Annotated in this window: 23 protein-coding genes and 1 pseudogene; 22 read left to right on the plus strand and 2 right to left on the minus strand. The window is 40.7% G+C overall.

Annotated elements, in window-relative coordinates; translation table 11 throughout:
* The first annotated feature begins 19 nt into the window (after positions 1–19).
* The gene (spoVAE, locus tag OCV72_RS07695) at positions 20–376 is read left to right on the plus strand and encodes a stage V sporulation protein AE (protein ID WP_028087137.1); all 357 of its coding nucleotides are present in this window, start codon (positions 20–22) and stop codon (positions 374–376) included.
* Positions 377–560: 184 nt separating this feature from the next.
* Here the strand turns inward: spoVAE and OCV72_RS07700 are convergent, their stop codons facing one another.
* On the minus strand, positions 561–1424 hold the full coding sequence (locus OCV72_RS07700) for a phosphoribosylaminoimidazolesuccinocarboxamide synthase (protein ID WP_022415882.1): 864 nt from the start codon (positions 1422–1424) through the stop codon (positions 561–563).
* A gap of 208 nt (positions 1425–1632) precedes the next feature.
* On the opposite strand from OCV72_RS07700, the gene OCV72_RS07705 reads away from it, so the two are divergent.
* The 16 genes from OCV72_RS07705 to OCV72_RS07780 all read left to right on the plus strand — a co-directional run bounded on the left by OCV72_RS07705 (position 1633) and on the right by OCV72_RS07780 (position 20303).
* Positions 1633–4383, plus strand: a complete 2751-nt coding sequence (locus OCV72_RS07705) for a translation factor GTPase family protein (protein ID WP_055282914.1) — start codon at positions 1633–1635, stop codon at positions 4381–4383.
* Between the two features lie 224 nt (positions 4384–4607).
* The gene (locus OCV72_RS07710) at positions 4608–5303 is read left to right on the plus strand and encodes a TVP38/TMEM64 family protein (RefSeq protein WP_055282916.1); all 696 of its coding nucleotides are present in this window, start codon (positions 4608–4610) and stop codon (positions 5301–5303) included.
* Positions 5304–5324: 21 nt separating this feature from the next.
* A complete protein-coding gene (locus tag OCV72_RS07715; RefSeq protein WP_022415879.1) occupies positions 5325–5657 on the plus strand; it encodes an arsenosugar biosynthesis-associated peroxidase-like protein in 333 nt (110 codons plus the stop codon).
* 29 nt (positions 5658–5686) lie between these two features.
* Positions 5687–6556 carry a rhodanese-like domain-containing protein gene (locus tag OCV72_RS07720; RefSeq protein ID WP_055282918.1) on the plus strand — a complete coding sequence of 290 codons (870 nt, stop codon included), beginning with the start codon at positions 5687–5689 and terminating at the stop codon, positions 6554–6556.
* Between the two features lie 59 nt (positions 6557–6615).
* Positions 6616–6879 carry a rhodanese-like domain-containing protein gene (locus OCV72_RS07725; RefSeq protein ID WP_330369016.1) on the plus strand — a complete coding sequence of 88 codons (264 nt, stop codon included), beginning with the start codon at positions 6616–6618 and terminating at the stop codon, positions 6877–6879.
* A gap of 104 nt (positions 6880–6983) precedes the next feature.
* Positions 6984–7409, plus strand: coding sequence for a hypothetical protein (locus OCV72_RS07730; RefSeq protein WP_055282920.1), 426 nt, complete (start codon positions 6984–6986; stop codon positions 7407–7409).
* On the plus strand, positions 7399–8079 hold the full coding sequence (locus OCV72_RS07735) for a TVP38/TMEM64 family protein (protein ID WP_055282922.1): 681 nt from the start codon (positions 7399–7401) through the stop codon (positions 8077–8079). Before OCV72_RS07730 ends, OCV72_RS07735 begins: the two co-directional genes overlap by 11 nt.
* Positions 8069–9043, plus strand: coding sequence for a heterodisulfide reductase-related iron-sulfur binding cluster (locus tag OCV72_RS07740; RefSeq protein ID WP_055282924.1), 975 nt, complete (start codon positions 8069–8071; stop codon positions 9041–9043). The genes OCV72_RS07735 and OCV72_RS07740 overlap by 11 nt, the downstream gene beginning before the upstream one ends.
* A gap of 16 nt (positions 9044–9059) precedes the next feature.
* Entirely contained in the window at positions 9060–10391 is a 1332-nt protein-coding gene (locus OCV72_RS07745) for a TIGR04283 family arsenosugar biosynthesis glycosyltransferase (protein ID WP_022415873.1), read from the plus strand.
* A gap of 39 nt (positions 10392–10430) precedes the next feature.
* Entirely contained in the window at positions 10431–11447 is a 1017-nt protein-coding gene (locus OCV72_RS07750; protein ID WP_055282926.1) for a phosphotransferase family protein, read from the plus strand.
* Between the two features lie 26 nt (positions 11448–11473).
* Entirely contained in the window at positions 11474–11902 is a 429-nt protein-coding gene (locus OCV72_RS07755) for a C-GCAxxG-C-C family protein (RefSeq protein ID WP_055282928.1), read from the plus strand.
* The gene (gene arsS / locus OCV72_RS07760; protein ID WP_055282931.1) at positions 11902–12867 is read left to right on the plus strand and encodes an arsenosugar biosynthesis radical SAM (seleno)protein ArsS; all 966 of its coding nucleotides are present in this window, start codon (positions 11902–11904) and stop codon (positions 12865–12867) included. The genes OCV72_RS07755 and arsS overlap by 1 nt, the downstream gene beginning before the upstream one ends.
* A gap of 131 nt (positions 12868–12998) precedes the next feature.
* Positions 12999–14483 carry an AAA family ATPase gene (locus tag OCV72_RS07765; protein ID WP_055282932.1) on the plus strand — a complete coding sequence of 495 codons (1485 nt, stop codon included), beginning with the start codon at positions 12999–13001 and terminating at the stop codon, positions 14481–14483.
* Positions 14483–15862 carry an MATE family efflux transporter gene (locus OCV72_RS07770; RefSeq protein ID WP_055282934.1) on the plus strand — a complete coding sequence of 460 codons (1380 nt, stop codon included), beginning with the start codon at positions 14483–14485 and terminating at the stop codon, positions 15860–15862. The genes OCV72_RS07765 and OCV72_RS07770 overlap by 1 nt, the downstream gene beginning before the upstream one ends.
* Positions 15841–18069 (plus strand): ATP-dependent helicase, encoded by a 2229-nt coding sequence (locus tag OCV72_RS07775; protein ID WP_242859235.1) that lies wholly within the window; start codon positions 15841–15843, stop codon positions 18067–18069. Before OCV72_RS07770 ends, OCV72_RS07775 begins: the two co-directional genes overlap by 22 nt.
* A 164-nt stretch (positions 18070–18233) precedes the next feature.
* Positions 18234–20303 (plus strand): efflux RND transporter permease subunit, encoded by a 2070-nt coding sequence (locus OCV72_RS07780; RefSeq protein WP_055283046.1) that lies wholly within the window; start codon positions 18234–18236, stop codon positions 20301–20303.
* Between the two features lie 66 nt (positions 20304–20369).
* On the opposite strand, the gene OCV72_RS07785 is transcribed toward OCV72_RS07780, so the two are convergent.
* A complete protein-coding gene (locus OCV72_RS07785; RefSeq protein ID WP_055282936.1) occupies positions 20370–21089 on the minus strand; it encodes a 4Fe-4S binding protein in 720 nt (239 codons plus the stop codon).
* Positions 21090–21187: 98 nt separating this feature from the next.
* Between OCV72_RS07785 and OCV72_RS07790 the strand changes: the two genes are divergently transcribed.
* The 5 genes and pseudogenes from OCV72_RS07790 (at position 21188) to iadA (ending at position 24629) form a co-directional block, all read left to right on the plus strand.
* Positions 21188–21880: a Crp/Fnr family transcriptional regulator gene (locus OCV72_RS07790; protein ID WP_081021029.1), complete on the plus strand. Its 693-nt coding sequence runs from the start codon at positions 21188–21190 to the stop codon at positions 21878–21880.
* Positions 21871–22254, plus strand: a pseudogene (locus OCV72_RS07795) (HD domain-containing protein); the annotation flags it as partial. The gene OCV72_RS07790 and the pseudogene OCV72_RS07795, both read left to right, overlap by 10 nt.
* Before the next feature lie 62 nt (positions 22255–22316).
* The gene (locus OCV72_RS07800) at positions 22317–22796 is read left to right on the plus strand and encodes a GNAT family N-acetyltransferase (RefSeq protein ID WP_022279769.1); all 480 of its coding nucleotides are present in this window, start codon (positions 22317–22319) and stop codon (positions 22794–22796) included.
* Positions 22797–22902: 106 nt separating this feature from the next.
* Complete coding sequence (locus tag OCV72_RS07805; protein WP_055282940.1) at positions 22903–23448, plus strand: TIGR00366 family protein; 546 nt, start codon at positions 22903–22905, stop codon at positions 23446–23448.
* A 32-nt stretch (positions 23449–23480) separates the two neighbouring features.
* Positions 23481–24629: a beta-aspartyl-peptidase gene (gene iadA, locus OCV72_RS07810; RefSeq protein WP_055282942.1), complete on the plus strand. Its 1149-nt coding sequence runs from the start codon at positions 23481–23483 to the stop codon at positions 24627–24629.
* Positions 24630–24646: the final 17 nt, after the last annotated feature.

Below are 24646 nucleotides of genomic sequence, written 5' to 3' on the forward strand. Positions count from 1 at the left end.
TACAGGGAGGAAACATAATATGGATTATATCAATGCATTCTGGGTGGGAGGTCTGATCTGTGCACTGACACAGATATTGCTGGACCGGACAAAGCTGATGCCGGGAAGAATTATGGTGCTTTTGGTGTGCAGCGGCTCTGTATTAGGAGCACTGAAGATATATCCGGTGATTCAGGAATATGCAGGAGCCGGTGCCAGTGTACCATTATTGGGATTCGGTAATCTTTTGTGGAAAGGTGTCAAAGAAGCTGTAGATAAAGAAGGATTCATCGGGATATTTATGGGCGGATTTAAGGCAAGTGCCGTTGGAATATCTGCAGCACTTATCTTTGGCTATCTGGCATCGCTTGTCTTTGAGCCGAAGATGAAGAAATAATGTTCAAAGGTAGTTCATGTATTATAATAAAACTCCCGCAGAAGCTGTCAGAGTGGCAGTCCCGGCGGGAGTATTTATACTAAAATATGCAAGAGAAACTGCCGGTGGCAGATCCTCTGCATTGCTACCTGATCAGATGATCGAGAAAACGGCAAGGAGTTCATTATCTCTGAATACAGGGGAATTAAGCAAGTTCTTCACCTGTGATCATCTTGTAGCACTGAAGATATTTGTCAATTGTTTTCTGGACAATATCATCCGGAAGGTTCCAGTCATTATCCGGGTGAGAAGTCAGCCAGTCACGTGCAAACTGTTTGTCGAACGACGGCTGTCCGTGTCCCGGTTCATAACCTTCTACAGGCCAGAAACGAGAGCTGTCCGGTGTCAGCATCTCATCACCGATAACCATATTACCATTTTCATCAAGACCAAATTCGAATTTGGTATCTGCGATAATGATACCACGGCTTAATGCATAGTCTGCACATTTTTTATAGAGAGCGATCGTACAGTCACGAAGCTTGGCTGCATATTCTTCGCCTTTACCAGGGAAATATTTCTCAAGGTGGGCAATGCTCTGCTCGTAAGAAATATTTTCATCATGATCTCCGATCTCAGCTTTTGTGGATGGTGTATAGATTGGCTCTGGAAGCTTATCTGATTCTTTTAATCCTTCCGGAAGCTTGATGCCGCATACAGTACCATTCTCCTGATAACTCTTCCATCCGCTTCCTGTGATGTAACCACGTACGATACATTCGATTGGAAGCATCTCAAGCTTTTTGCACATCATGCTGTTACCGTCATATTCTGGTTTCTGGAAGAATTCAGGCATATCTTTCACATCAGTAGAGATCATGTGGTTTGGAAGAATGTCTTTTGTCAGGTCGAACCAGAATTTAGACATCTGCGTCAGAACAGTTCCTTTCTTGGAAACAATATTCTTAAGAATTACGTCAAAACAACTGATACGATCAGTGGCAACCATAATCAGGCTGTCTCCGTTATCATAAATTTCACGGACTTTACCTTCTTTTATTGGTTTCATAACAATACCTCGCTTATTTATTATTTTTTTTAATATGTCCTCACTAATAGTCAAACAGATTTTTCAGGAAAAAACAATAGTAAATTGCAAAATTATGAAAAAAAGTACAAAATATAAATTATGATGTATAATAAGAATATCGTAAAAAAGAATACTGATAAGTAATGGTAATAGTGACTGATAACGACAGATAATAAGGGAAGAAATTATGAAACATATTACAATTGGAATCCTGGCTCACGTAGATGCCGGGAAAACAACATTATCGGAATGCATGCTTTACTTAAGTGGGCAGATCAGAAAACTTGGACGGGTAGATCATAAAGATGCATTTTTAGATACATACGAGCTGGAACGGGAAAGAGGAATCACGATCTTTTCCAAGCAGGCAGAATTAAAGATGGGAAATCTGGGGATAACGCTCCTGGATACACCGGGGCATGTGGATTTTTCTGCAGAAATGGAACGTACCTTACAGGTACTGGATTATGCGATCCTGGTGATCAATGGTGCCGATGGGGTTCAGGGACACACGCGTACGCTTTGGAGACTGCTCAAAAGATATCAGATACCGACGTTCATATTCATCAATAAGATGGATCAGATGGGAACGGATAAGGCAAAGGTACTGGCAGATCTGCAGAACAGACTGGATGAAGGATGTATCGATTTTTCGGAGATAACGGAAGAAACGTATGACAGTCTTGCCATGTGTGATGAGAAAGCGATGGAAGAGTATCTGGAGTCGGAGAAAATAGAAGAGGATACAATTGCTGAGATAATCGGTAACAGGAAAGTATATCCGTGTTATTTTGGTTCGGCGCTGAAGATGGAAGGCGTACAGGAATTCATGGATGGGATGACTGCTTATGTTGAAAAGAATGAACAGATAAATAGCACAGATACTAATACAAGTAATTTTGGCGCGAAAGTTTTCAAGATATCCAGAGATCCAGTTGGCAGCCGGTTGACGTATCTGAAAGTGACATCCGGAACTTTGAAGGTAAAAGATACATTGACCGGAATAGCAGGAAAGCAGCAGAGTAAGAAGGAATCCGACCTTGCACAAGATAGATCGGAGACAGTTATGAACAGCTGGGAAGAAAAGGTCAATCAGATCCGCATTTATTCCGGTGAAAAATATGAGATGGTACAGGAAGCGAAAAGCGGTATGGTATGTGCAGTAACTGGATTGAATTATACTTATCCAGGTGAAGGCCTTGGCATAGAATGCGATTCCGAAGCACCGGCACTGGAGCCTGTCTTAAGCTACAAGATCGAACTCCCGGAGGGGTGTGACGTCCACAAAATGCTCGGAAATTTACGTATACTCGAAGAAGAGGACCCAATGCTTAAGATCGTATGGAATGAAGAACTGGGAGAGATTCATGCAAAACTTATGGGAGCAGTCCAGATCGAGATATTAAAAAGTCTGATCAAAGACAGGTTTGGTGTAGATGTGGAATTCGATACGGGAAATATCGTATATAAAGAGACCATCCAGAATACAGTGGAAGGTGTGGGGCATTTCGAACCGCTCCGGCATTATGCGGAAGTACATCTGAAGATGGAACCGGGAGAAAGAGGCAGCGGTATTGTGATCGGAACGGATTGTAGTGAGGATATGTTAGACAAGAACTGGCAGCGTCTGATCCTTACCCATCTTCTGGAAAAAGAACACAGGGGTGTGCTGACAGGTTCTGTGATCACGGATATGAAGATCACACTGACGGCAGGACGGGCACATCTGAAACATACCGAAGGCGGGGATTTCCGGCAGGCGACCTACCGTGCGGTGCGCCAAGGACTGATGCAGGCCGAAAGTATGCTGCTGGAACCGTATTATGATTTTCAGCTGGAAATTCCATCGGGAATGATCGGACGGGCACTTACAGATATTCAGCGGATGAATGGGGAGACCGGTACACCGCAGACAGAAGGAGAGATGACGACGATCGAGGGATATGCACCGGTTACAGGTATGCGGGATTATCAGATGGAAGTGAATTCCTATACAAGAGGACAGGGACATCTGACCTGTACGTTCCGCGGCTATGAACCTTGCCGGAACGCAGAGGCAGTGATCGAAGAGATTGGTTATGATCCGGAGCGCGATATCGAGAATCCGACAGGATCCGTCTTCTGTTCCCATGGTGCAGGATTTAACGTTCCATGGAATCAAGTGCCAGAGTACATGCATTTGGAGAATCAGCTTGAAAAAGAACAGGCATTAGAAGAAGCAAAGAGGCAGTCCGAGCAGGCAGCAAGACAGGTACCGAGAGCGGCCAGAACACCGGGAGTCTATTCTAAAGCAGCAGAAAAAGAACTGGAAGAAATCTTTATCCGCACATATGGAAAAGTAGAAAGAAAAGGTGGACTGACACCAAAAACTTACGAAAGTGAGTATGCGAAAAAGCAGCGCAAAAAAGAAAAGGCTATGCAGGAATACCTGCTGGTTGACGGATACAATGTTATTTTCGCATGGGAAGAGCTGAAAGAACTGGCAAAAGTCAGCATCGAGGCTGCCAGAGACAAACTGATGGATATCCTGTGTAATTATCAGGGGTATAAGAAATGTGTCCTGATTCTGGTATTTGATGCATACAAGGTAGAAGGCTATGCACTGGAGATCCAGAAGTATCATAATATCCATGTCGTATATACCAAAGAAGCCGAAACTGCCGATCAGTACATTGAAAAGGTCGTTCATCATATCGGAAGAAAGTATCATGTGACGGTCGTGACTTCCGATGGGGTAGAGCAGGTAATCACGATGGGGCAGGGTGGAACCCGTATTTCGTCGAGAGATTTTCTGGAGGAGATTGAGTATACGAAGAAATTGATTGAAGAAGATAATGAAAAACAACGGGTCAGTGACAGGAACTATCTGTTTGATCATGCGGATGATGAATTTGTGAAGAAAATGGAAAAAATCAGGCTTGGAAGAGAAAGTGAATAAGGATAAGTAAAAAATAAGCACATAGAAAAATCTTAAAGATCCGATTTTTCTGTGTGCTTTGTATTGTTATCCGGTAAAAGCGGGGATTTGATGAAAGTATACATATATAGAAATAATATATAAATGATGAAAACATATCAATAAACACAATTAGACAGATAGATTATTTATTGGTAAAATAATATTTAATGATAGCATGCAAGTCATGAATGAAGGGGGAATATATGAAAAAGAAAAATGATTGGATAAAAAAGGGAACCCTGATTATAGTTTTACTGGTATGTATTGCCTCATATTTATGGGTACCGGAGATACATAAGACAATGAACCAGATATTTAAGATGTTTGCAAGCGGAGACTTTACAGTTGTAAGAGATTTTGTTGCGTCATATGGGGTATATGCGGCACTGATGTCTTTCTTGTTGATGATTTTTCAGTCAATCGCAGCACCGCTTCCGGCATTTTTAATTACATTTGCCAATGCCAGCCTGTTTGGATGGTGGAAAGGTGCGATCCTTTCATGGAGCAGTGCAATGGCGGGAGCAGCAGTATGCTTTTATATTGCAAAAATATTAGGACGTGACGTGGCGGAAAAATTAACAAGTAAAACAGGTCTTGAACAAATTGATACATTTTTTGAACGTTATGGAAAGAATACGATTTTAATCTGTCGTCTTCTTCCGTTTGTATCATTTGACATTGTTAGTTATGCGGCAGGCCTTACTTCGATGTCATTTGTTTCATTCTTTGTTGCTACGGGAATCGGACAGTTACCGGCAACCATCGTCTATTCTTATGTGGGCGGTATGCTGACTGGCGGAGCGAAACTTCTTGTAACAGCACTATTGATTTTGTTTTCTCTTTCGGCATTAATTTTTATGCTGAGAAAGATATATATGGACAGACAGTCCGGAAAATAAAAAAAAGGGAGGAAAAAGAATATGGAAACATATTACAATCCGGAGGATCTTGCAAAGTTTGGGACAATCGGGGAAAAAGCATCAGAGTTGGCAGAAAAATTCTTTGCTTATTACAATGCGGTATTCGAAGAGGGTGCGCTGACTGCAAGAGAGAAATCATTGATCGCACTTGCAGTGGCACATACCGTACAGTGCCCATATTGTATTGATGCTTACACGAACGACTGCCTGGATAAAGGTGTCAGCGAAGAACAGATGACAGAGGCGGTACATGTAGCAGCGGCGATCCGCGGCGGAGCAAGTCTTGTACACGGGGTACAGATGAAAAATATTGTAAAGAAACTTGAGTTTTAATTAAAAAAGAAGAAAAGAGGAAAAATAAGATGAAAAAGAAAATTGTGACATTATTACTGGTAGCTGCAATGACAGGAACAATGGTTGTTGGATGTGGATCCAAGGCTGATAATAAGACATCCGATACGAAGACAGAACAGACGGATGATAAAAAGGATACAGAGGAAAAGAAAGAGCTGGCAGATGATGAATACCAGTATGTATCCGCAGCAGATACAGTAATTGCAGACGGAGTTCACGTGTTAGATGTAAGAGAATGGGAAAATTATTCCAAAGGAAGAGTTGCAAATTCAGAGTGGTGCCCAATCTTCCCATTGGAGGACGATTCCCTGGTAGATGAGATGACAACTTATGCCAAAGATCATCTGAATGACGGAAAAGATATCTATGTTATCTGCAACAGTGGAAAACGTGGAGCTGAAAAAGCAACAGCTGTATTAAGAGATGCAGGAATTGAACCAACATCCATCTATACAGTAGAAGGTGGAGCAGAAGCACTTGGTAAAGAAAATGGGGCATTGACCACAGACCGTACAGAAGAAAATATCGATTGGAAATATGTATCAGGAAAGGATGCCGTTGACAAGGTAGGAGATAAAGATGTACAATTTTTAGATGTTCGTGATGATGATACCTATAAAGCAGGTCATCTGAAAGGAACACTTCAGTGCAGCCTGAAGGAATTTGATACACCGGAAGCACAGACAGAGATGTACAATCTTGCAAAAGACAAGATGGACAAGGATGAGCCTGTATATATTCTCTGCTACAGTGGTAATAAATGTGCAAAAACAGCAATTTCAGTAATGAAAGATGCAGGATTTGATACAGATAATTTGTTTATCATTGAGAATGGAGCAAAAGACGGTGATGTATCCGCAGCTTTTGTAACAGAGTAAAGATAGGTGTTCGAAAGAATCTGTTATGGTTTACAAATGATGATGGAACAGTAAAGAACCTGGACGGATTCAAAGAAGTATGGAAAGACTGTGATTTCACATTAGACAATCATCTTGCATTCTACTGTGGAACAGGCTGGAGAGCAACAGTACCATTCCTTGTACTTTATGAAAATGGATATGATAACATTTCTGTGTATGATGGTGGATGGTATGAATGGCTAATGCATGATGACTATCCGGTACAGGTTGGTGATCCGGCAAGTGATGATTGTGTTCACACAACAGTTGGAGAACTTCCTACAGGAAAAGCTGCAAAATAAAACATAGCAGAAAGTGTAGAGAATTTCTGCGAAAATATAATACAAAGGTTATGGGCGCTGTCACTGGATATCGGTGACAGCGTTTGGTAGTATTAAGGAGAAAAATGAAAAAAATTATTTATATATGTTTAGATTTATTAACCATAGCGTTTTTGATCGGAGGATATGCGTTCCAATATTTTACAAGAAAAAAACTGGGGATGCTCCGGTGGGTGAATTATCAGAATATGCAGATCCAGAAGAACCCGGTTTATGATATACTAAAATATATTACAGTTGCTGCTGCTATTGTACTTATCGTATTAATTATTGTGGGATATAGGAAGAAAAAAGAATTGTTGGGAAAGATAGATTTTGTAATGATTGTGATCATGCAGATATTAGGAATTAGTTATTTGGGAATTACAGTGTTGAAATCTATAGAATCGTTTCCGGCATATTACTTTTTAATGCCGTTTCTTGGGGCAGCGACACTGATGCAGATTATCAGAAATGGAATTGCAGTGGGGACAAAAAAGAATGAAAAATAAAAAATTGTGGATATTTATCGGAATTATTGTTCTGATTTTGATATTAAATCACATATTTGGCTGGTCTTCTTATCTGGGAAATACAGAGAATCTGAAATTCCTGGAAAACATGGTACAGGAAAATTTAGTGTTGGCGATTGGCATCTATACCATACTTACCATCATAAGCTGTGTGGTACTTGCACTTCCGGGGGTGACATTTGCAATCGTTGCAGGTCTGGTATTTGGACCGGTACTTGGAACCATCTGTTGTTCCGTAGCGACTACACTTGGGGCTATGGTAGCATTTGTTGCAGGAAGATTTTTCTTACAGGACATTATTAAGCCGATGGCGATGAAGAACAAATATTTAAAAAAATGGTTATTTGATGAGTCTGGAAATAATGAAGTATTTATTCTAATGATCACAAGACTGGTTCCATTATTTCCGTATAATCTGCAGAATTTTGCTTATGGTGTGACAGATATTAAATTTTCAACATATTCCATTTGTTCTTTGATCTTCATGCTTCCGGGAACAGCTATGTATACGGTTGGAATGGCAGGACTTGCAGACAAAGAGAACCGTATTCTTTATATCGGGATAGCAATTGTTCTGGCAGGGATTGTAATAGGGCTTGGTGCGTTTCTTAAGAAGCACTATGTGCAGGAGGAAAAAAATGAAGAATAACAATACAGTAGAAGCATGTACCCATTGTCACGTCTGCCAGAATCAGTGTGAATTTCTAAAAAAGTACGGAATAGATATCGGAGATACAGAGAAGTTAAAAGAGCTTTCTTATCATTGTTTCCTGTGTGGAAAGTGCACAGAGGTATGCCCTGAGAATATTGATGGAAGAGAGTATATTCTAAATCTCCGGAGAGAAAAAGTAGAAAAATCCGGTGGAACTTTGGAAGAAAAAGGATATGGGATGCTGTTAAAAGAAAAAAAAGATTATATATACCGGAATTACAGACATGCACAAGGGGAAAGTATTCTGTTTCCGGGATGTAATTTTCCTTCTTTTTATCCAAAGACGACCAAGAGGCTGGTAAATGAACTGAAAAAATATGGCATAGGAGTGGCATATGACTGCTGTGGAAAGCCGATTGTAGAACTTGGCATGAAAGAGGATGAAAAAAGGATTATAGGTCAGATACAATCAGAATTGCATAAAAGAAAAATCAAAGAAGTAATCATGCTTTGTCCGAACTGCTATGCATATTTAAAACCAAGAATGGAAGAAGTAAAGGTTGTAAGCATCTATGAAAAGCTTGAGGAATTCGGAATCGGAAAGAAGAATCTGTTTCCGGCAAAGGTGTTCCTTCCATGTCCTGACAGGGAAAAGAAAGAACTGTTAGGAGAGATAGAGCGATACATAGAAGGAAAGCTGATTCCAATCGAAGAGGTACAGTGCTGTGGTTTAGGTGGCTGTGCCCCTGTAAAAGAGCCAGAACTTGCAAAAAATATGGGAGCAGCGTTAAAAAATAGTGGCGGGCAGAAGATTTACAGCTATTGTGCGTCCTGTGCAGGCAATCTAAATCGGAACGGATCTAAGAATGTCACTCATATTTTGACAGAAATATTAGAAACAGATGAAAAAGCCGATACAGGGAAATCGATGTTGAATAGAATGAAAACAAAATTTATATAAGGGGATAACGACGGAAATGAAGAGGGCAGTGATCGTATTTACCAGAGTTCCCATTCCGGGACAGACAAAGACAAGAATGATGCCATATTTTTCGCCGGAAGAATGTGCAAAACTTCATGAGAATTTTCTGAAAGATATTGCACAGGAATGCGAAAAAGTAAATGCTGACATATTCGTATGCTACACACCGAAAAAAGGGAAAGCATATCTGGAAAAATTATTCAGGAAAGCAAAAGAATATATTCCCCAGACAGGGGAAGGTCTGGGAGAAAGGATGTATCAGGCAATCGAATATGTACTGGAAAAAGGGTATGATTCCTGTGTATTAATAGGAACGGATATACCGGAACTGAAATGTTCGGATTTGGAGTATGCGTTCAGGCTTTTGGATGTAAATGATGTAGTCTTTGGTCCCACCGTAGACGAAGGGTATTATCTGGTCGGAATGAAAAGACCGGTATGTGAAGTGTTTGAAAAGAAGACATATGGAACAGGAAATGTACTGGAGCAGACCGTGCAGCCATTACAGGAAATGGGACTGACAATCGGATATGTAAGAAGATTGCAGGATATGGATGACAGAGATGATATTACGGCGTATCGGAGCCGGATGAGGACGCAGAAGTTACTTCAGAACACACATACTGGACGTTACCTGCTAAAAAAACAGAAGATTTCTATCATTGTGCCGATCTATAATGAAGAGACAACGATAGAGAAACTGTTGGAGCAATTAGAAAACTTACAGGGAAAGTGTGAGATCATTCTAGTCGATGGTGGGAGTACAGACGCAACATTGTCGATGATCAGACCGGGATTTAAAGTACTGCATTCGGAAAAAGGCAGGGCGAACCAGATGAATCTTGGCGCAAAAGAAAGTACCGGAGATATTCTTTTCTTTCTTCATAGTGACAGTGAACTTCCGAAAAGACCGCTGGAAGAAATCAAAGCAGTGATAAAAGATCATGAAGCAGGATGCTTTGGCATTGCATTTCATTCCAGACAGTTTTTTATGTGGACATGCAGAGTTATTTCAAATCATAGGATAAAAGACAGAAAAGTGATGTTTGGAGATCAGGGGATTTTTATCACAAGAGAACTGTTCTTCAAAGCGGGGATGTTTCCGGCTCTTCCGATTATGGAAGATTACCAGTTTTCGCTTACGTTAAAGGAAATGGGAGTAAAGCTTGGCATTGCTAGGCACAGAATCTATACGTCAGACCGGAGATTCCCTAAAAAGGTGATTCCGCAGTTAAAGGTGATGTGGAAGATGAACCGGCTAAGAAAAATGTACCGGGATGGTGTGCCGATAGAGACGATATCGAAGTTATATAAAGATGTAAGATAAAATGTCAGGAAACAATATAGCCAATAGGGGATCGGGATTATGGAACGTATAAAAGGATTAAATGAATATGTGAAAAATAAAAAGTATAGGAAAGCATTAAATCTTCCGAATGAACAGGAAGAAGAATATACAATGCTTGCACAGGGAGAGTATAATATTAATTACAGCTTCACGCATCCAAAGACAGGGAAAAAACTTCTGTTACGTGTCAATTGTGGGAGTCAGATGCATCTGGAAAATCAGATTGGGTATGAATGTCATGCACTGCAATTGCTGGAAGCATCGGGAAGAACGCCAAAAGTGCTTTATGTAGACGGGAGCAGGAAATTTTTAGATCACGGAGTACTGGTAATGGAATATCTGCCGGGAAAAGCATTAGACTATCATACGGATTTAAAATATGCGGCAGAGTGTCTGGCTGATATACATAGTGTCAGAATACCGGAATCAGAATCGGGTTTGATTCGGCCAGAGAATCCACTGACCGCAATATTGGAAGAGTGCGAAGAGATGGTGAAGATATATATGGATTCACCGCTTGGAAAAGACAGGATGAAAAGGAAGATCCGAGATTTGCTTGATAAGGCATGGAAAAAGGCAAAAGAATTCCATATGGAAGATTCACCGTATCAATGCTGCATTAATACAGAACTGAATTCCACGAATTTCTTGATTGGAGGAGAAGGAAAGCCGAACTATCTCATTGATTGGGAAAAGCCGTTATTTGGAGATCCGGCACAGGATCTGGGACATTTCCTTGCACCGACAACGACGTTTTGGAAAACGGATGTGATATTGAGGGAAGAAGGGATAGAAAATTTTCTGAATGAATATCTGAAATGTGTGGGGGCGCGTTTTGATATAACGGGATTAAAAGAACGAACAAAAGTATTTATGGAGATTACATGCTTAAGAGGAATCACCTGGTGCGCAATGGCATGGGTGCAGTATCAGCAGCCGGATAAACTGATCATAAATGAATCTACATATCGGAAGCTGGAGGATTATCTGAGTGATGTATTTTTAGAAAAAATAGAAATATTTTTGGAACAATAATATAAGTGAGAATAAGGAGAAAAGAGATGGAAAAAGAAAAAATTGCGGAACTTTTTATGAAAGGGATTGACTGTTCTCAGGTTGTAGCAGGGGCATTTGCAGAAGAACTGGGGATCACACAGGAAGAAGCATATAAGATGGCTGCAGGATTTGGTGGTGGAATGGGAATCGGTGAAACCTGCGGTGCAGTAGTTGGTGCAATGATCGTACTGGGACTGAAATTTGGACATTGTGATACAGAGCATATGGAACAGAAAGATATCATGAATGCCAAAAGAGCAGAGTTCCTGACAAAATTTCAGGAAAAATATGGTGTCTGTAGCTGTAAAGGATTATTAAAACATGATATTGCAGATCCAGAGGGCATGCAGAAGATACTGGAAGAGGGACTTTTGTTTGATTTCTGCCCGGAAATAGTAAGAGATACCATCGAAATATTGAATGAGGTTGTGTAATGAATGATATCATCAAAGATTTTCATGAGCTGACAGAGATTCCGGTATTCCAGGAGATGGTGCCGGATAAGAAGTATATGGATACAGAAGAGCATCTGGATGTATTGCAGATGAATATCGGACGGAAATGTAATCTACTTTGCAAACACTGCCATGTGAATGCCGGACCTGCAAGAACAGAAGAAATGTCAAAAGAAGTGATGGATGCCTGTCTTACATTTGCAAAGGAACAGAATATTGCAACGATAGATATTACCGGAGGTGCACCAGAGATGAATCCACATCTGGAATATCTGATAGAAGAAAGCAGTAGAATCTGTAACCATGTAATCATCAGAACGAATCTGGTCATATTATTGGAGGAAGAATATGAACAGCTAATGGAAGTGTATGCAAAGAATAAAGTAGAAATTGTGTGTTCTCTTCCGTATTATCGTGCGGCAGAGATGGATAAGGTGCGCGGAGAAGGATCATTTGATAAGGCTATTGAAGTAATCAAACACCTGAATGCGATAGGATATGGAAGAAATCCAGAACTGGTATTGAATATGGTCTATAATCCGGCAGGTGCTTTCTTCCCACCTGATCAGGAAGCAATGGAAAAAGAATATAAGCAGAAATTGTCGCAGGATTTTGGCATTGAATTTAACAGCCTTTATACATTGTATAATAATCCAATGGGAAGATTCGGTGCATTTCTTCAAAGATCGGGAAATTTAAAGCGTTATATGAAAAAATTATTCGATGCATTCAATGCAGATACAGTGGGGGCATTGATGTGCAGGACGCAGATTTCCGTGGATTATGATGGACAGTTGTATGATTGTGATTTTAATCTTGCGGCAGGAATTCCGGTTGTTGGAAATCAGAAAATTTTTGATGTGACAGGAAAGCCATATCAGGTTCGTAAAATACGGATGGATAAGCATTGTTATGCATGCACGGCGGGAGCCGGTTCCAGCTGAGGCGGCGCAACGAGTTAGGCAGGCTGCCTGACAAATACTTCTGGAAGAAGAGCGTGTATTATGTTACACTAATGCAGTATGAACAATAATTATGCATGGAAATGTAAGAATATACAAAAGGAGAAAAGAATATGCCAGTTTTTGATTTTAATGCAACACCGGACGAGAAGAAACCAGCGGAATGTACATATACGGTAATCCGCTCTAATGAAAATGAAGCAACTATAGAAAAACCAATGATGATCCTGGATAATAAGCAATGTAAATGGGAACATCATTCCTGCGGCGTATTTACCAATCCGATCAAGAGGACATCATTCGAATTTCAGCAGGAAGACGGAACCGTAAGTGCAGACATCTTAAAGATCGATGCAAGGTTTGTAAGTCTGTTAAAATGGCTCGGAGAGAATCATATTAATGTGCGTCTCTCAGGAGAGAATACAGAAGAAGGATATGCAGTATACAAGATCCGCGAGATTGCATTTGGCGGCGGTACAAAGTTATCTGCAGAAGATGGATTCCTGCAATTTATGATCGAGCGTCTTCTGGCAAGTAATGCACCGGCAGAAGAGGAGAATGATGAAGATGAAGACGAAGCAGGAGATGATATGAAGCTTACCAGTCTTCAGAGTATCACAGACTTCATGAACTGTGCGGGAAGAACCCTTCCGGATAATATCCGCCTTTGGGCAAGACGTAATCTTGCCGTGGCACGTTCTCATGAAGTATCACCGGAAGAAAGACGCCATGCACAGAGAGCGCTTTCTATTATGATGAATGTACAGTGGAAGAGCAATTATTTTGAAGCGATCGATCCGGATGAAGCGCGCAGAATTCTTGATGAAGAACTTTACGGAATGGAGCGCGTAAAGCAGAGAATCATCGAGACCATAATCCAGATCAACCGTACACATACATTGCCGGCATATGGACTTCTGTTAGTGGGACCGGCAGGAACCGGTAAATCACAGATTGCCTATGCGGTGGCACGTATCCTGAAGCTTCCATGGACGACTCTGGATATGAGTTCGATCAATGATCCTGAGCAGCTGACAGGAAGTTCTCGTATCTATGCCAATGCAAAGACAGGTATCATCATGGATGCATTTGCCATGGCAGGAGAATCAAATCTGGTATTCATCATTAATGAGCTGGATAAAGCAGCATCCGGAAAAGGAAATGGCAATCCGGCCGATGTACTTCTGACATTACTGGATAATCTTGGATTTACAGATAACTATATCGAGTGTATGATTCCGACCGTAGGAGTATATCCGATTGCGACTGCGAATGACAAGTCTCAGATCAGTGCACCGCTGATGTCACGATTTGCCGTGATCGATATTCCTGATTACACACCGGAAGAGAAGAAAGTGATCTTCTCCAAATTCGCACTTCCGAAGGTATTAAAGAGAATGAGCCTTAAGGAAGACGAGTGTATCATGAGTGAGGAAGGACTGGATGAATTGATCGAGTTATATTCTAATACATCCGGAATCCGTGATCTGGAGCAGGCGGCTGAACACATTGCGGCGAATGCCCTGTATCAGATTGAGGTAGATCATGTGAAATCTGTTACATTTGATGCAGAAATGGTAAGAAATCTGTTAAGATAATGAAAACTACAAGAACAACATTTTTTACAAGAGATAAAAATTTTTATAAGACATTTTTCCGGTTGATGCTGGTTGTGGCACTTCAGAATCTGGTGGCTTACAGTGTGAATATGCTTGATAATATCATGCTTGGAAGTTACAGCCAAGATGCATTGTCCGGTGCGGCAACGGTGAACCAGATATTCTTTATTGTGAACCAGCTGGCATTGTCTATTGGAAATGCACTGGTAGCAATCTGTTCTCAGTACTGGGGAAAGCAGGAGACTGAGGAAATCCGGAAGCTGACAGGAGCAGCACTGGCACTCAGTATTCTGATCGCAGCAGTGGTCGTGACAGCCTGTACGTGCATGCCGGAGCGGCTCCTGGGAATATTTACGACGTCACCTGAGATTATTGCGGAAGGAAAGGCATATCTGGGACTCCTGAAGTGGACATTTTTACTTTTCATGATAAGTAATCTGCTGATTGCTATGCTTAGAAGTGTAGAGGTAGTGAAGATTTCATTTGTCATATCAGTAGTGTCATTGATCACAAACGGTTGTATCAATTACACATTGATTTTTGGACATTTTGGATTTCCGGAGATGGGGATCAAGGGAGCAGCAGTGGGAACGTTAACTGCAAGAATGCTGGAACTATTGATCATTGTGGTGTATGTGTGGAAGATAGATACGAAAGTCCGGTTATTTGACGTTAATTTGATCAGAATCATATTTGCGCCGGAGAATAGAAAGATATGGAGAGCATTCTTAAAAGTTGCATTTCCAATCATGTGCTCAGGGATGATCTGGGCAATCTCAGTACCGATGCAGACGGCAATTCTCGGACATTTGTCTGCAGATGCAATTGCTGCAAATTCTGTATCCAGCACATTCTTCCAGTATCTGAAGGTGATCGTAATCGCCATATCATCTGCATCTGCAGTTGTGATCGGGAAAGATATCGGAGAGGGAGATATAGAAAGAGTAAAATCTGATGGAAGAACGCTTTCTGTGATGGATCTTCTGATCGGTGTAGTGCTTGCTTCTCTGCTATTTGTATTGAGAGGACCGCTGTTATCCATGTATAAACTGACAGATACGGCAGCAGTTCTGGCAGATCATTTCATTATGATCATGAGCATAGTTATGGTAGGAATGTCATATCAGATGCCGGTATCGGTAGGTGTCATTCAAGGCGGGGGAGATACAAAGTTCTCTATGTACATGAATCTGATCTCTACATGGGGGATCGTGATGCCGCTGTCATTTTTGGCGGCATTCGTGTGGAAACTCCCGGTGGAACTGGTCGTGGCTGCAGTGCAGTCGGACCAGTTGTTCAAAGGGATTCCGGTATTTTTACGATTTAGGAGCTATAAGTGGATTCACAAATTAACATAAAAAGAAGTATGGAATGGAAAGAATTTGAAACAACATTTTCGGTAAAATTAAATCAACAGCAAAAAGAAGCAGTACAGAGCACAAAAGGGCCGGTACTGCTTCTTGCCGTACCCGGATCAGGAAAGACCACGGTACTGGTGACACGTCTTGGTTATATGATCTACTGTAGGAATATTCCTCCGGAGAGCATACTTACGGTTACATATACGGTGGCAGCGACAAAAGATATGTCCGAAAGATTTGCAGTCCGTTTTGGCGAGGATATGGCAAAGAGACTGGAATTTAGGACGATCAACGGAATCTGTGCGAGGATTATCCAGTATTACGGAAGACGGATTGGAAAGACACCATTCGAACTGGTGAAGGATGAAAAGACAACGATAGGGATGCTGATCAGAATCTGTCAGGATCATGGCATGGGATATCCGACGGAGAGTGATCTTAATAATGTAAGAACGTTGATCACATATATAAAAAATATGATGCTGACCGAAGAAGAACTTCAGAAGTTAGAAGAAGAGTCGGATATCCGGATTGCAGGAATCTACCGTGAATACTGTAGTCAGATGCGTGCGCAGAATCTGATGGATTATGATGATCAGATGTTGTATGCATATAAGATGCTGAGAATGGATCCTGGACTTCTGGCGTATTTTCAGAAATTGTATCCGTATATCTGTGTAGATGAAGCACAGGATACATCAAAAATTCAGCATGCGATCATTGCTTTGCTGGCGACAGAATCGGGAAATCTGTTTATGGTCGGAGATGAGGATCAGAGTATCTATGGATTCCGGGCGGCTTATCCGGAAGCGTTGTTGTCGTTCGAAAAGAATCATAAAGGTGCAAAGGTACTTCTGATGGAAGAAAATTTCCGATCGAATGCGAAGATTGTGGAGGCAGCGGATAAATTCATCCAGAAAAATACGCTTCGTCATGAAAAACATATGAAGCCTGCAAGAGAGGCAGGGACGGATATCAGAGAAATTTCTTTAAAATCCAGAAAGGCAGAGTATGTATATCTGATGAGGGTAGCACAGGAATGTATGACCCGGGAAAGCAGCCTGCAAAAGAACGGTATGGATGCACGGAAAGCGGAGACGGCGGTTCTATACCGGGATAACGAGTGTGCTATTCCGTTGATAGATCTTTTGGAGAGGAAGAATATTCCGTACAGGATGCGGAATGCAGAGCTGTCTTTTTTCACACACCGTACGGTTCTGGATGTAGAGAATATCATACGGTTTGCAATGAATCCGAAAGATACTGACAGATTCATGCAGATATATTACAGATTGAAATTGTTCTTCCGTAAGGAAGATGCTTTAAGATATGTTAACTTGAGCAAGGAGAAAGATATGGCGGTTCTGGATGCGGTACTTAAGTATGATAATCTGGAAAAGTATCAGGAGGATAATATCCGTAATCTGAGACGGCAGATGGAACGCATCTTAAAGATGACAGGGGATGAGGCGGTTGATCAGATACTGACATATATGGGTTATCAGGATTATCTGAAGAAAATGGGCATGAATGCAAATAAATTAGAGATTGTCAAGATGATTGGAAGCAGGGTAGACTCTCCGGAAAAATTACTGGAACGTCTGGAAGAGCTTAGAAAGGTCATCCGGGAAAAGAAGACGGAAAGCGACTGTCCATTTATTCTGTCTACCATGCATGCGAGTAAAGGACTGGAATATGATACCGTCTATCTTCTGGATGTTATGGATGGGATACTGCCGGAAAAAGTTCTGGTAAATCCGCGGACGGCATCGAAAGAAGAACTTGAAACTTACGAGGAAGAAAGAAGACTTTTCTATGTAGGTGTGACCAGGGCAAAGAATCAGCTGAATGTATTTACGACGAATAAGCCGTCTAAATTCTGCAGTGAGCTGCTGGGAAAGAGGAATCTGAGAGAGAATCGGCAAAAAGAATATGCAGGAATAAAGAAATGGGGAGATTATAGTCCGGCGGAAACATATGGCGTAAAGGAAAATGGAATGTATCATGGCTCTCAGAAGCAACCGGGAAAAAGCTATCAGGAACTCGCAGATGCACTTGGAGAAGGCATGATTGTAAAGCATAAGAAATTCGGTGAGGGTGTCGTGGTAGACATGGAGGATGATCACATCCGGATACAGTTTGGAGACAATGTAAAGAACATGGATCTGAAGGTTCTGGCAAGACTTGGAATGCTGGAAATATAGGAAAATGTCAATCCGAAAATGCAGCGATACAATCTGAGAAAATTGTATAAGAATAAAAATGACCAATAGTCAAAAACTGTATTGACTGTTGGTCTTTTTTGATGTATATTGCAATTAGGTACAAAAAAATGACCAATAGTCATAAAGGAGGGGCGGTTATGAATATGGTCGCATTTGGCAAAAAGGTAGTAAAGTTCAGAATTCCGATACTGATCATCAGTATCTTACTCCTGATTCCGGCAGGGCTTGGATATGTGAATACAAGAGTCAATTATGATGTGCTGACGTATTTGCCGGAAGATATAGAGACGATGCAGGGACAGGATATTCTGGTAAAAGACTTCGGAACCGGTGCATTTTCCATGTTTATTGTGGATGGAATGGAAGATAAAGAGGTATCGGCCCTGAAAGCAAAGATTGAGAACGTGGAACATGTTCAGAAAGTTTTATGGTATGATTCGCTGGCAGATATCAGTATGCCAAAGAGCATGATCCCAAAGGATGTCTATGAGGTGTTCAATTCTGATACAGGAACGATGATGGCGATTTTTTTTGACGAGGGTACTTCATCTGACGGAACGATGGAAGCCATTGGGGAGATCCGTAAACTGGCAGGAAAACAGTGCTTTTTAAGTGGTATGTCAGCAATTGTTACGGATACGAAGAATCTGGCTGAGAAGGAGACACCGTTATATGTACTGATCGCAGTCGTATTGGCAGTGATCGTATTAGGTCTTACGATGGATTCCTATTTTATTCCTTTACTTTTTATGCTGAGTATCGGAATGGCAATCGTGTATAATTTGGGAAGCAACTACTTCTTTGGAGAGATCTCGTATATTACGAAGGCACTGGCAGCAGTACTTCAGCTCGGAGTGACACTGGATTATTCGATCTTTCTGATGCACAGCTATGAAGAACAGCAGGTCCGTTACAACGGTGATAAAGAACGGGCAATGGCACATGCGATATCGCAGACATTCTCATCTGTAATCGGGAGCTCGGTTACGACAGTGGCAGGATTTATTGCTCTGTGTTTTATGACATTTACACTGGGTATGGATATCGGTGTAGTTATGGTAAAAGGTGTCATCCTCGGAGTGATTGCCTGTGTGACAATCCTGCCATCTATGATCCTGTGCTGTGACAAATGGATCATGAAGACGATGCATAAGCCTTTCCTTCCGGATATTGGAAAGATATCAGATAAAGTTACGAAGCGGTATATGATCTATGTAATCCTTTTCCTTGTACTTTTGTTCCCTGCAATCTATGGAAATAACCATACAGCCGTATATTACAATCTGGATGAGACACTGCCAAAAGACCTTCCAAGTATTATTGCAAATGAGAAGCTGAAAAAAGATTATGACATGAATACGACGCATATGATTCTTGTGGACAGTTCCGTAGAATCGGCAGATGTTGCAAAAATGATTGATAAGATGGATGATGTCGATGGCGTTAAATGGGCACTTGGACTGGATGCACTGATCGGACCGGCAATTCCGCAGGACATGATCCCGAATTCTGTAACAGATATGTTGAAGAATGATAAGTATCAGCTGCTATTGGTCAATTCTGAGTATAAGGTTGCATCGGATGAACTGAATGCCCAGATCAAAGATCTGAATAAAATATTACATAAATATGACAAAGGTGGCATGTTGATCGGTGAGGGTCCGTTGACAGCAGATCTGATCGATATTACAGATACGGATTTCAAGACAGTCAGTATGGTATCGATTGGTATCATTTTCGTGATCATATTGATATTATTTAAATCCATTTCGCTTCCGGTTATTCTGGTTGGTGTTATTGAATTTGCCATCTTTGTAAATATGGGAATTCCGTATTATACAGGAACGAAACTGCCATTCGTCGCATCGATTGTCATCGGCACGATCCAGCTTGGATCAACGGTGGATTATGCGATCCTTATGACAACGAGATATAAGAGAGAACGCAATCACGGAGCGGAGAAATACGATGCAATCACTACTGCACACCGTGCATCAGCACAGTCGATCATGGTAAGTGCGCTGAGTTTCTTTGCAGCAACAATCGGTGTCGGATTGTATTCAAATATTGATATGATCAGCTCATTGTGTATATTGATGGCGAGAGGTGCAATCATCAGTATGATCGTAGTCATCTTTGTATTACCGTCGATGTTCATGGTATTTGATAAGGTGATTGTGAAGACAAGTAAGGGATTCTTACCTGCGAAATAAAGCATATAAGGATTGATTTATATAACCAGAATAAAAGCAAGCCCCGTATTTTTGTGGGGCTTGCTTTTACTCGATAATTTTCCCGTCGATACTTATCGTTACAACCTGCCATGGAATGAATTTTCCGCTATTCTGAAGTGCTTTTTTTGCTGCCATCTCAAGACCGCCGCAGCATGGAACTTCCATTCTTACAATTGTCACACTTTGAATATTGTTATTTTGGATTATCGCAGTTAGTTTTTCACTATAATCTACCTGATCTAATTTAGGACAGCCGATTAATGTTACCTTATTCCGAATAAAATCCTGATGAAAGCTTGCATATGCATAAGCAGTACAATCGGCTGCGATTAATAGTTTTGCGCCGTCAAAATATGGTGCACTTACAGGTGCCAGTTTAATCTGTACTGGCCAGTTCTGAAGTTTTGATAGCTGCTCTACGCTTGGAGTTGATTTTATGGTTTCAGGTGTTTCGGATCGCTGAATCTGCATACTTCTAGAACCAGGACAGCCGGTGTGTGTAGACATTGCCTGATTTTTGGCAAATACTTTTTTCTGCGCTTCTTTTACGGCTTCTTCATCATATGCAGGAGCCTCTCTTTCTTCAAAAGAAATGGCACCTGTAGGACATTCCGGGAGACAATCGCCAAGCCCGTCACAGAAATGTTCTCTTACCAATTCTGCTTTTCCGTTAATGATGTCAATGGCACCTTCATGACAGGCATCGGCGCAGGCACCGCATCCATTACATTTTTCTTTATCAATTCGAATAATCTTTCTTATCATTTTTAACCTCCATCAATAGCATTTAACTTTTGTTTCTGTCAAAATTGTAGTATGATAAATACAACTTGTATGTTTGATTTCCAACAGGAGGAATGATTTTGGAAAAATATTTACCGATTTTAAGAAACAGTTCATTTTTTAAAGGTCTTACTGATGAAGAGATATTATCTATATTGCACTGTGTGGAGGCAACAACAGTTTCAAAAGAGAGGGATTCTTATATTTTCAGAGCTGCAGATTCTACAGAAGTAATGGGACTTGTGGTGTCAGGCTGTGTTCTGGTTATTCAGGAAGACCTGTGGGGACATCGAAATATTTTATCAAAATGTCATGTCGGTGATTTCTTTGGAGAACCGTATGCAGCAAGCCCGGGAGCTGTTCTAAATATCAGTGTGGTAGCAGACGAGGATTGTGAGATTATTTTGTTAAATATCCAGAGGCTTCTGGTTACTTGTCCAACTGCATGCGAGCATCATCAGAAGCTGATCCGTAACCTGGTCAGTGTCCTGGCAAATAAGATACTGATCTTGAACGATAAAATTACACATGTTGGCAAGCGAACGACCAGGGATAAACTGTTGTCGTATCTGTCTGCTGAATCTATCAGACATTCATCGCTATCCTTTGATATTCCTTTTGACCGGCAGCAGTTAGCAGATTATCTTTGTATTGACCGTGCAGCAATGTCTACGGAGATATCAAAGTTACAAAAAGAAGGTTTTATAAAAACAAATCGAAAGCATTTTGAATTAATGGTTTCTAATGATGTGGATTCAGCAAGGAAAATGTAGATAAGAAATGTTTGTTTACCATTGAAGCAGCGGCTTTGACACATGATATTGGAATTCATTTCTGTGAAGAAAAATATGGTGATTGCAATGGAAAACTACAAGAAAAAGAAGGTCCTGCAATAGCAGAAAAGCTGCTTAGAAAATTAGGATTTGAACAAGAGGTATCGGAGCGGGTGCAGTATTTGATTGCACATCATCATACGTATAATAATATTGATGGTATAGATTATCAGATATTGGTAGAGGCTGATTTCCTGGTGAATATTATGGAAGATGGTTTATCGAAAGAAGCGGCTTTAAAAGCCTATCATAATATTTTCAAAACATCATGTGGAAAAATGATTTGCAGGGAAATGTTTGATATAACAAGATAGAGCGTGATAAACAAACAGTAGATAAATGTTTTGCAGAAGAATGAGAATGGATGGAGGTAAAAATGATTATCAGAAAAGCGAAAGAAAAAGATATTCCGAGAATTTTAGAGTTATTAGAGCAAGTGTTACAAATTCATGCAGATATAAGGCCTGATATTTTTATTCCGGGCACGACCAAATATACGATAGACGAATTGAGAGAGCTTTTGAAACATAAAGAAAAGCCAATATATGTTGCGGTGGATGAGGATGATGTTTGTGTAGGGTATGCATTTTGTCAATTACAAGAGCAGCCTTTTTCAAACAACATGGTTCCGTTTAAGACGTTTTTTATTGATGATCTTTGTGTCAGTCAAGAGGTTCGAGGTCAGCATGTTGGCGAAAGTCTGTTTGAATATGTAAAAAATGAAGCGAAACAGATAGGGTGCTATGAAGTGACATTGAATGTATGGGCAGGAAATACTTCAGCAGAGAAATTTTATGAAAAAATGGGAATGCGAACGAAAGAAAGACAAATGGAATATATATTGGTAGAAAAATAATATGCAGAAATAGAAAACATTGATGAAATATGTAAATTTTCAGTTAGATTTTGAGTATTCTATGGTACACTGATATAGCATATCAAAAATGGGAGGATACTCAAAAATGAGCAAAAAAGAAGGAAAAGGGTTAAAGTCTTTTAACAAGGGATTTCAAGTGCCTGACACCTACATTATTATTTTTCTGGTAGTTGTTGTCGCAGCACTTGTTGTTGCTATGGCTCAGGGTATCATGCAGGTTCTTGGAGGATCTGATCCGACAACACCTACAGTTATCAATACAATTATGTATAATATTTCAAATGCACTGTCTGGAGTTTCCGGAGCAGTTGCAGCAGTACTTATGTATCTGTTCCAGTCCATATTCAACTTCTTCGTTGTATCCGGAACAGGACAGGCTGCGATCACAATGCCAATCATGGCTCCGCTGTCAGATCTGTTAGGTGTTTCACGTCAGACAGCGGTAGTTGCATTCCAGCTAGGTGATGCATTTACAAATCTGATCGTTCCTACATCCGGATGTCTGATCGGATCTCTTGCAATTGCAAAGATTGAGTGGTCTAACTGGGTTAAATTTATGTGGAAATTCCTTGGCGTCTTAATGATTGGTGCAATCATTACAATTCTTATTGCAGTTGGAATTGGATTCTAAAATATGCATTTGATAATTGGGAGTGATTTATGATGAAATTAATTCAGAATATTGATGTTTATGCCCCACAGCACCTGGGGAAAAAAGATGTACTTACAATCAATGATAAGATTGTCAAGATTAAAGATGCAGGTTCTATATCCGCAGACGGATTTCTTTCTGAGGCAGAAATGATCAATGGAGAGGGGTTGCTTTTAACTCCGGGATTCGTTGATAGTCATGTTCATGTACTTGGAGGCGGTGGAGAAGGTGGATTCGCCAATCGTACTCCGGAAGCAACTATGGAAGGACTTACGAAGTTTGGAGTAACGACAGTTGTTGGCTGTCTTGGAACAGATGGAATCGGTCGTGATATATGTGCACTGGTTGCGAAGACAAAAGGATTGAATGAACAGGGAATGTCTGCATACTGTTATACAGGCAGTTATCAGATTCCGGTTCACACGTTGACTGACAGTATTGTGAAGGATATTATGATGATTCAGGAAATCATCGGAACCGGAGAAATTGCGATCTCTGATCATCGTTCTTCACAGCCGACTTTTGAGGAATTTGCACGTGTCGTTGCGGATACAAGACTTGGTGGTGTTCTTTCCGGGAAAGCTGGTATTGTAAATGTTCATCTTGGCGATGGTCCGAGATGCTTAGATCTTATTGAACGAGTGGTAGATGAGACAGAGATACCGGCTTCTCAAATACTGCCAACACATATCAATCGAAATGAGATGCTTTTTGTCAAGTCGATTGAATATGCGCTGAAAGGCGGAGCAGTAGACTTTACCGGAAATGAAGATATCGACTATAAGGAAACGATCTGTGATGAGGTACGTGTATGTAATGGTATCAAACGGATGTTAGATGCAGGAGTAAATCCTGACCGCATGACAATTTCTTCTGATGGACAGGGAAGTCTTCCGATGTACAGTAGTGATGGCGAATTCCTTGGAATGGGCGTCGGACAGTCCAGCTGCCTTCTGAAGGAAGTAAAGGAATGTGTATTTAAAACAGAAATTCCTTTAGAAATAGCTATTTCTACAATTACATCTAATCCAGCAGCTATTCTCCATCTCAAAGGAAAAGGTAAGGTTGAAGAAGGCTATGATGCTGATCTTTGTATTCTTGATCAGGAACTTCAGCTTGTTGAAGTAATTGCAAAAGGGAATACAGTTTATACAAAATAAAGTATATCAGAGGTGCG

Origin of the sequence: Dorea amylophila (assembly GCF_025567265.1) — a bacterium.
GTDB classification, from domain to species: Bacteria; Bacillota; Clostridia; order Lachnospirales; family Lachnospiraceae; genus Dorea_A; species Dorea_A amylophila.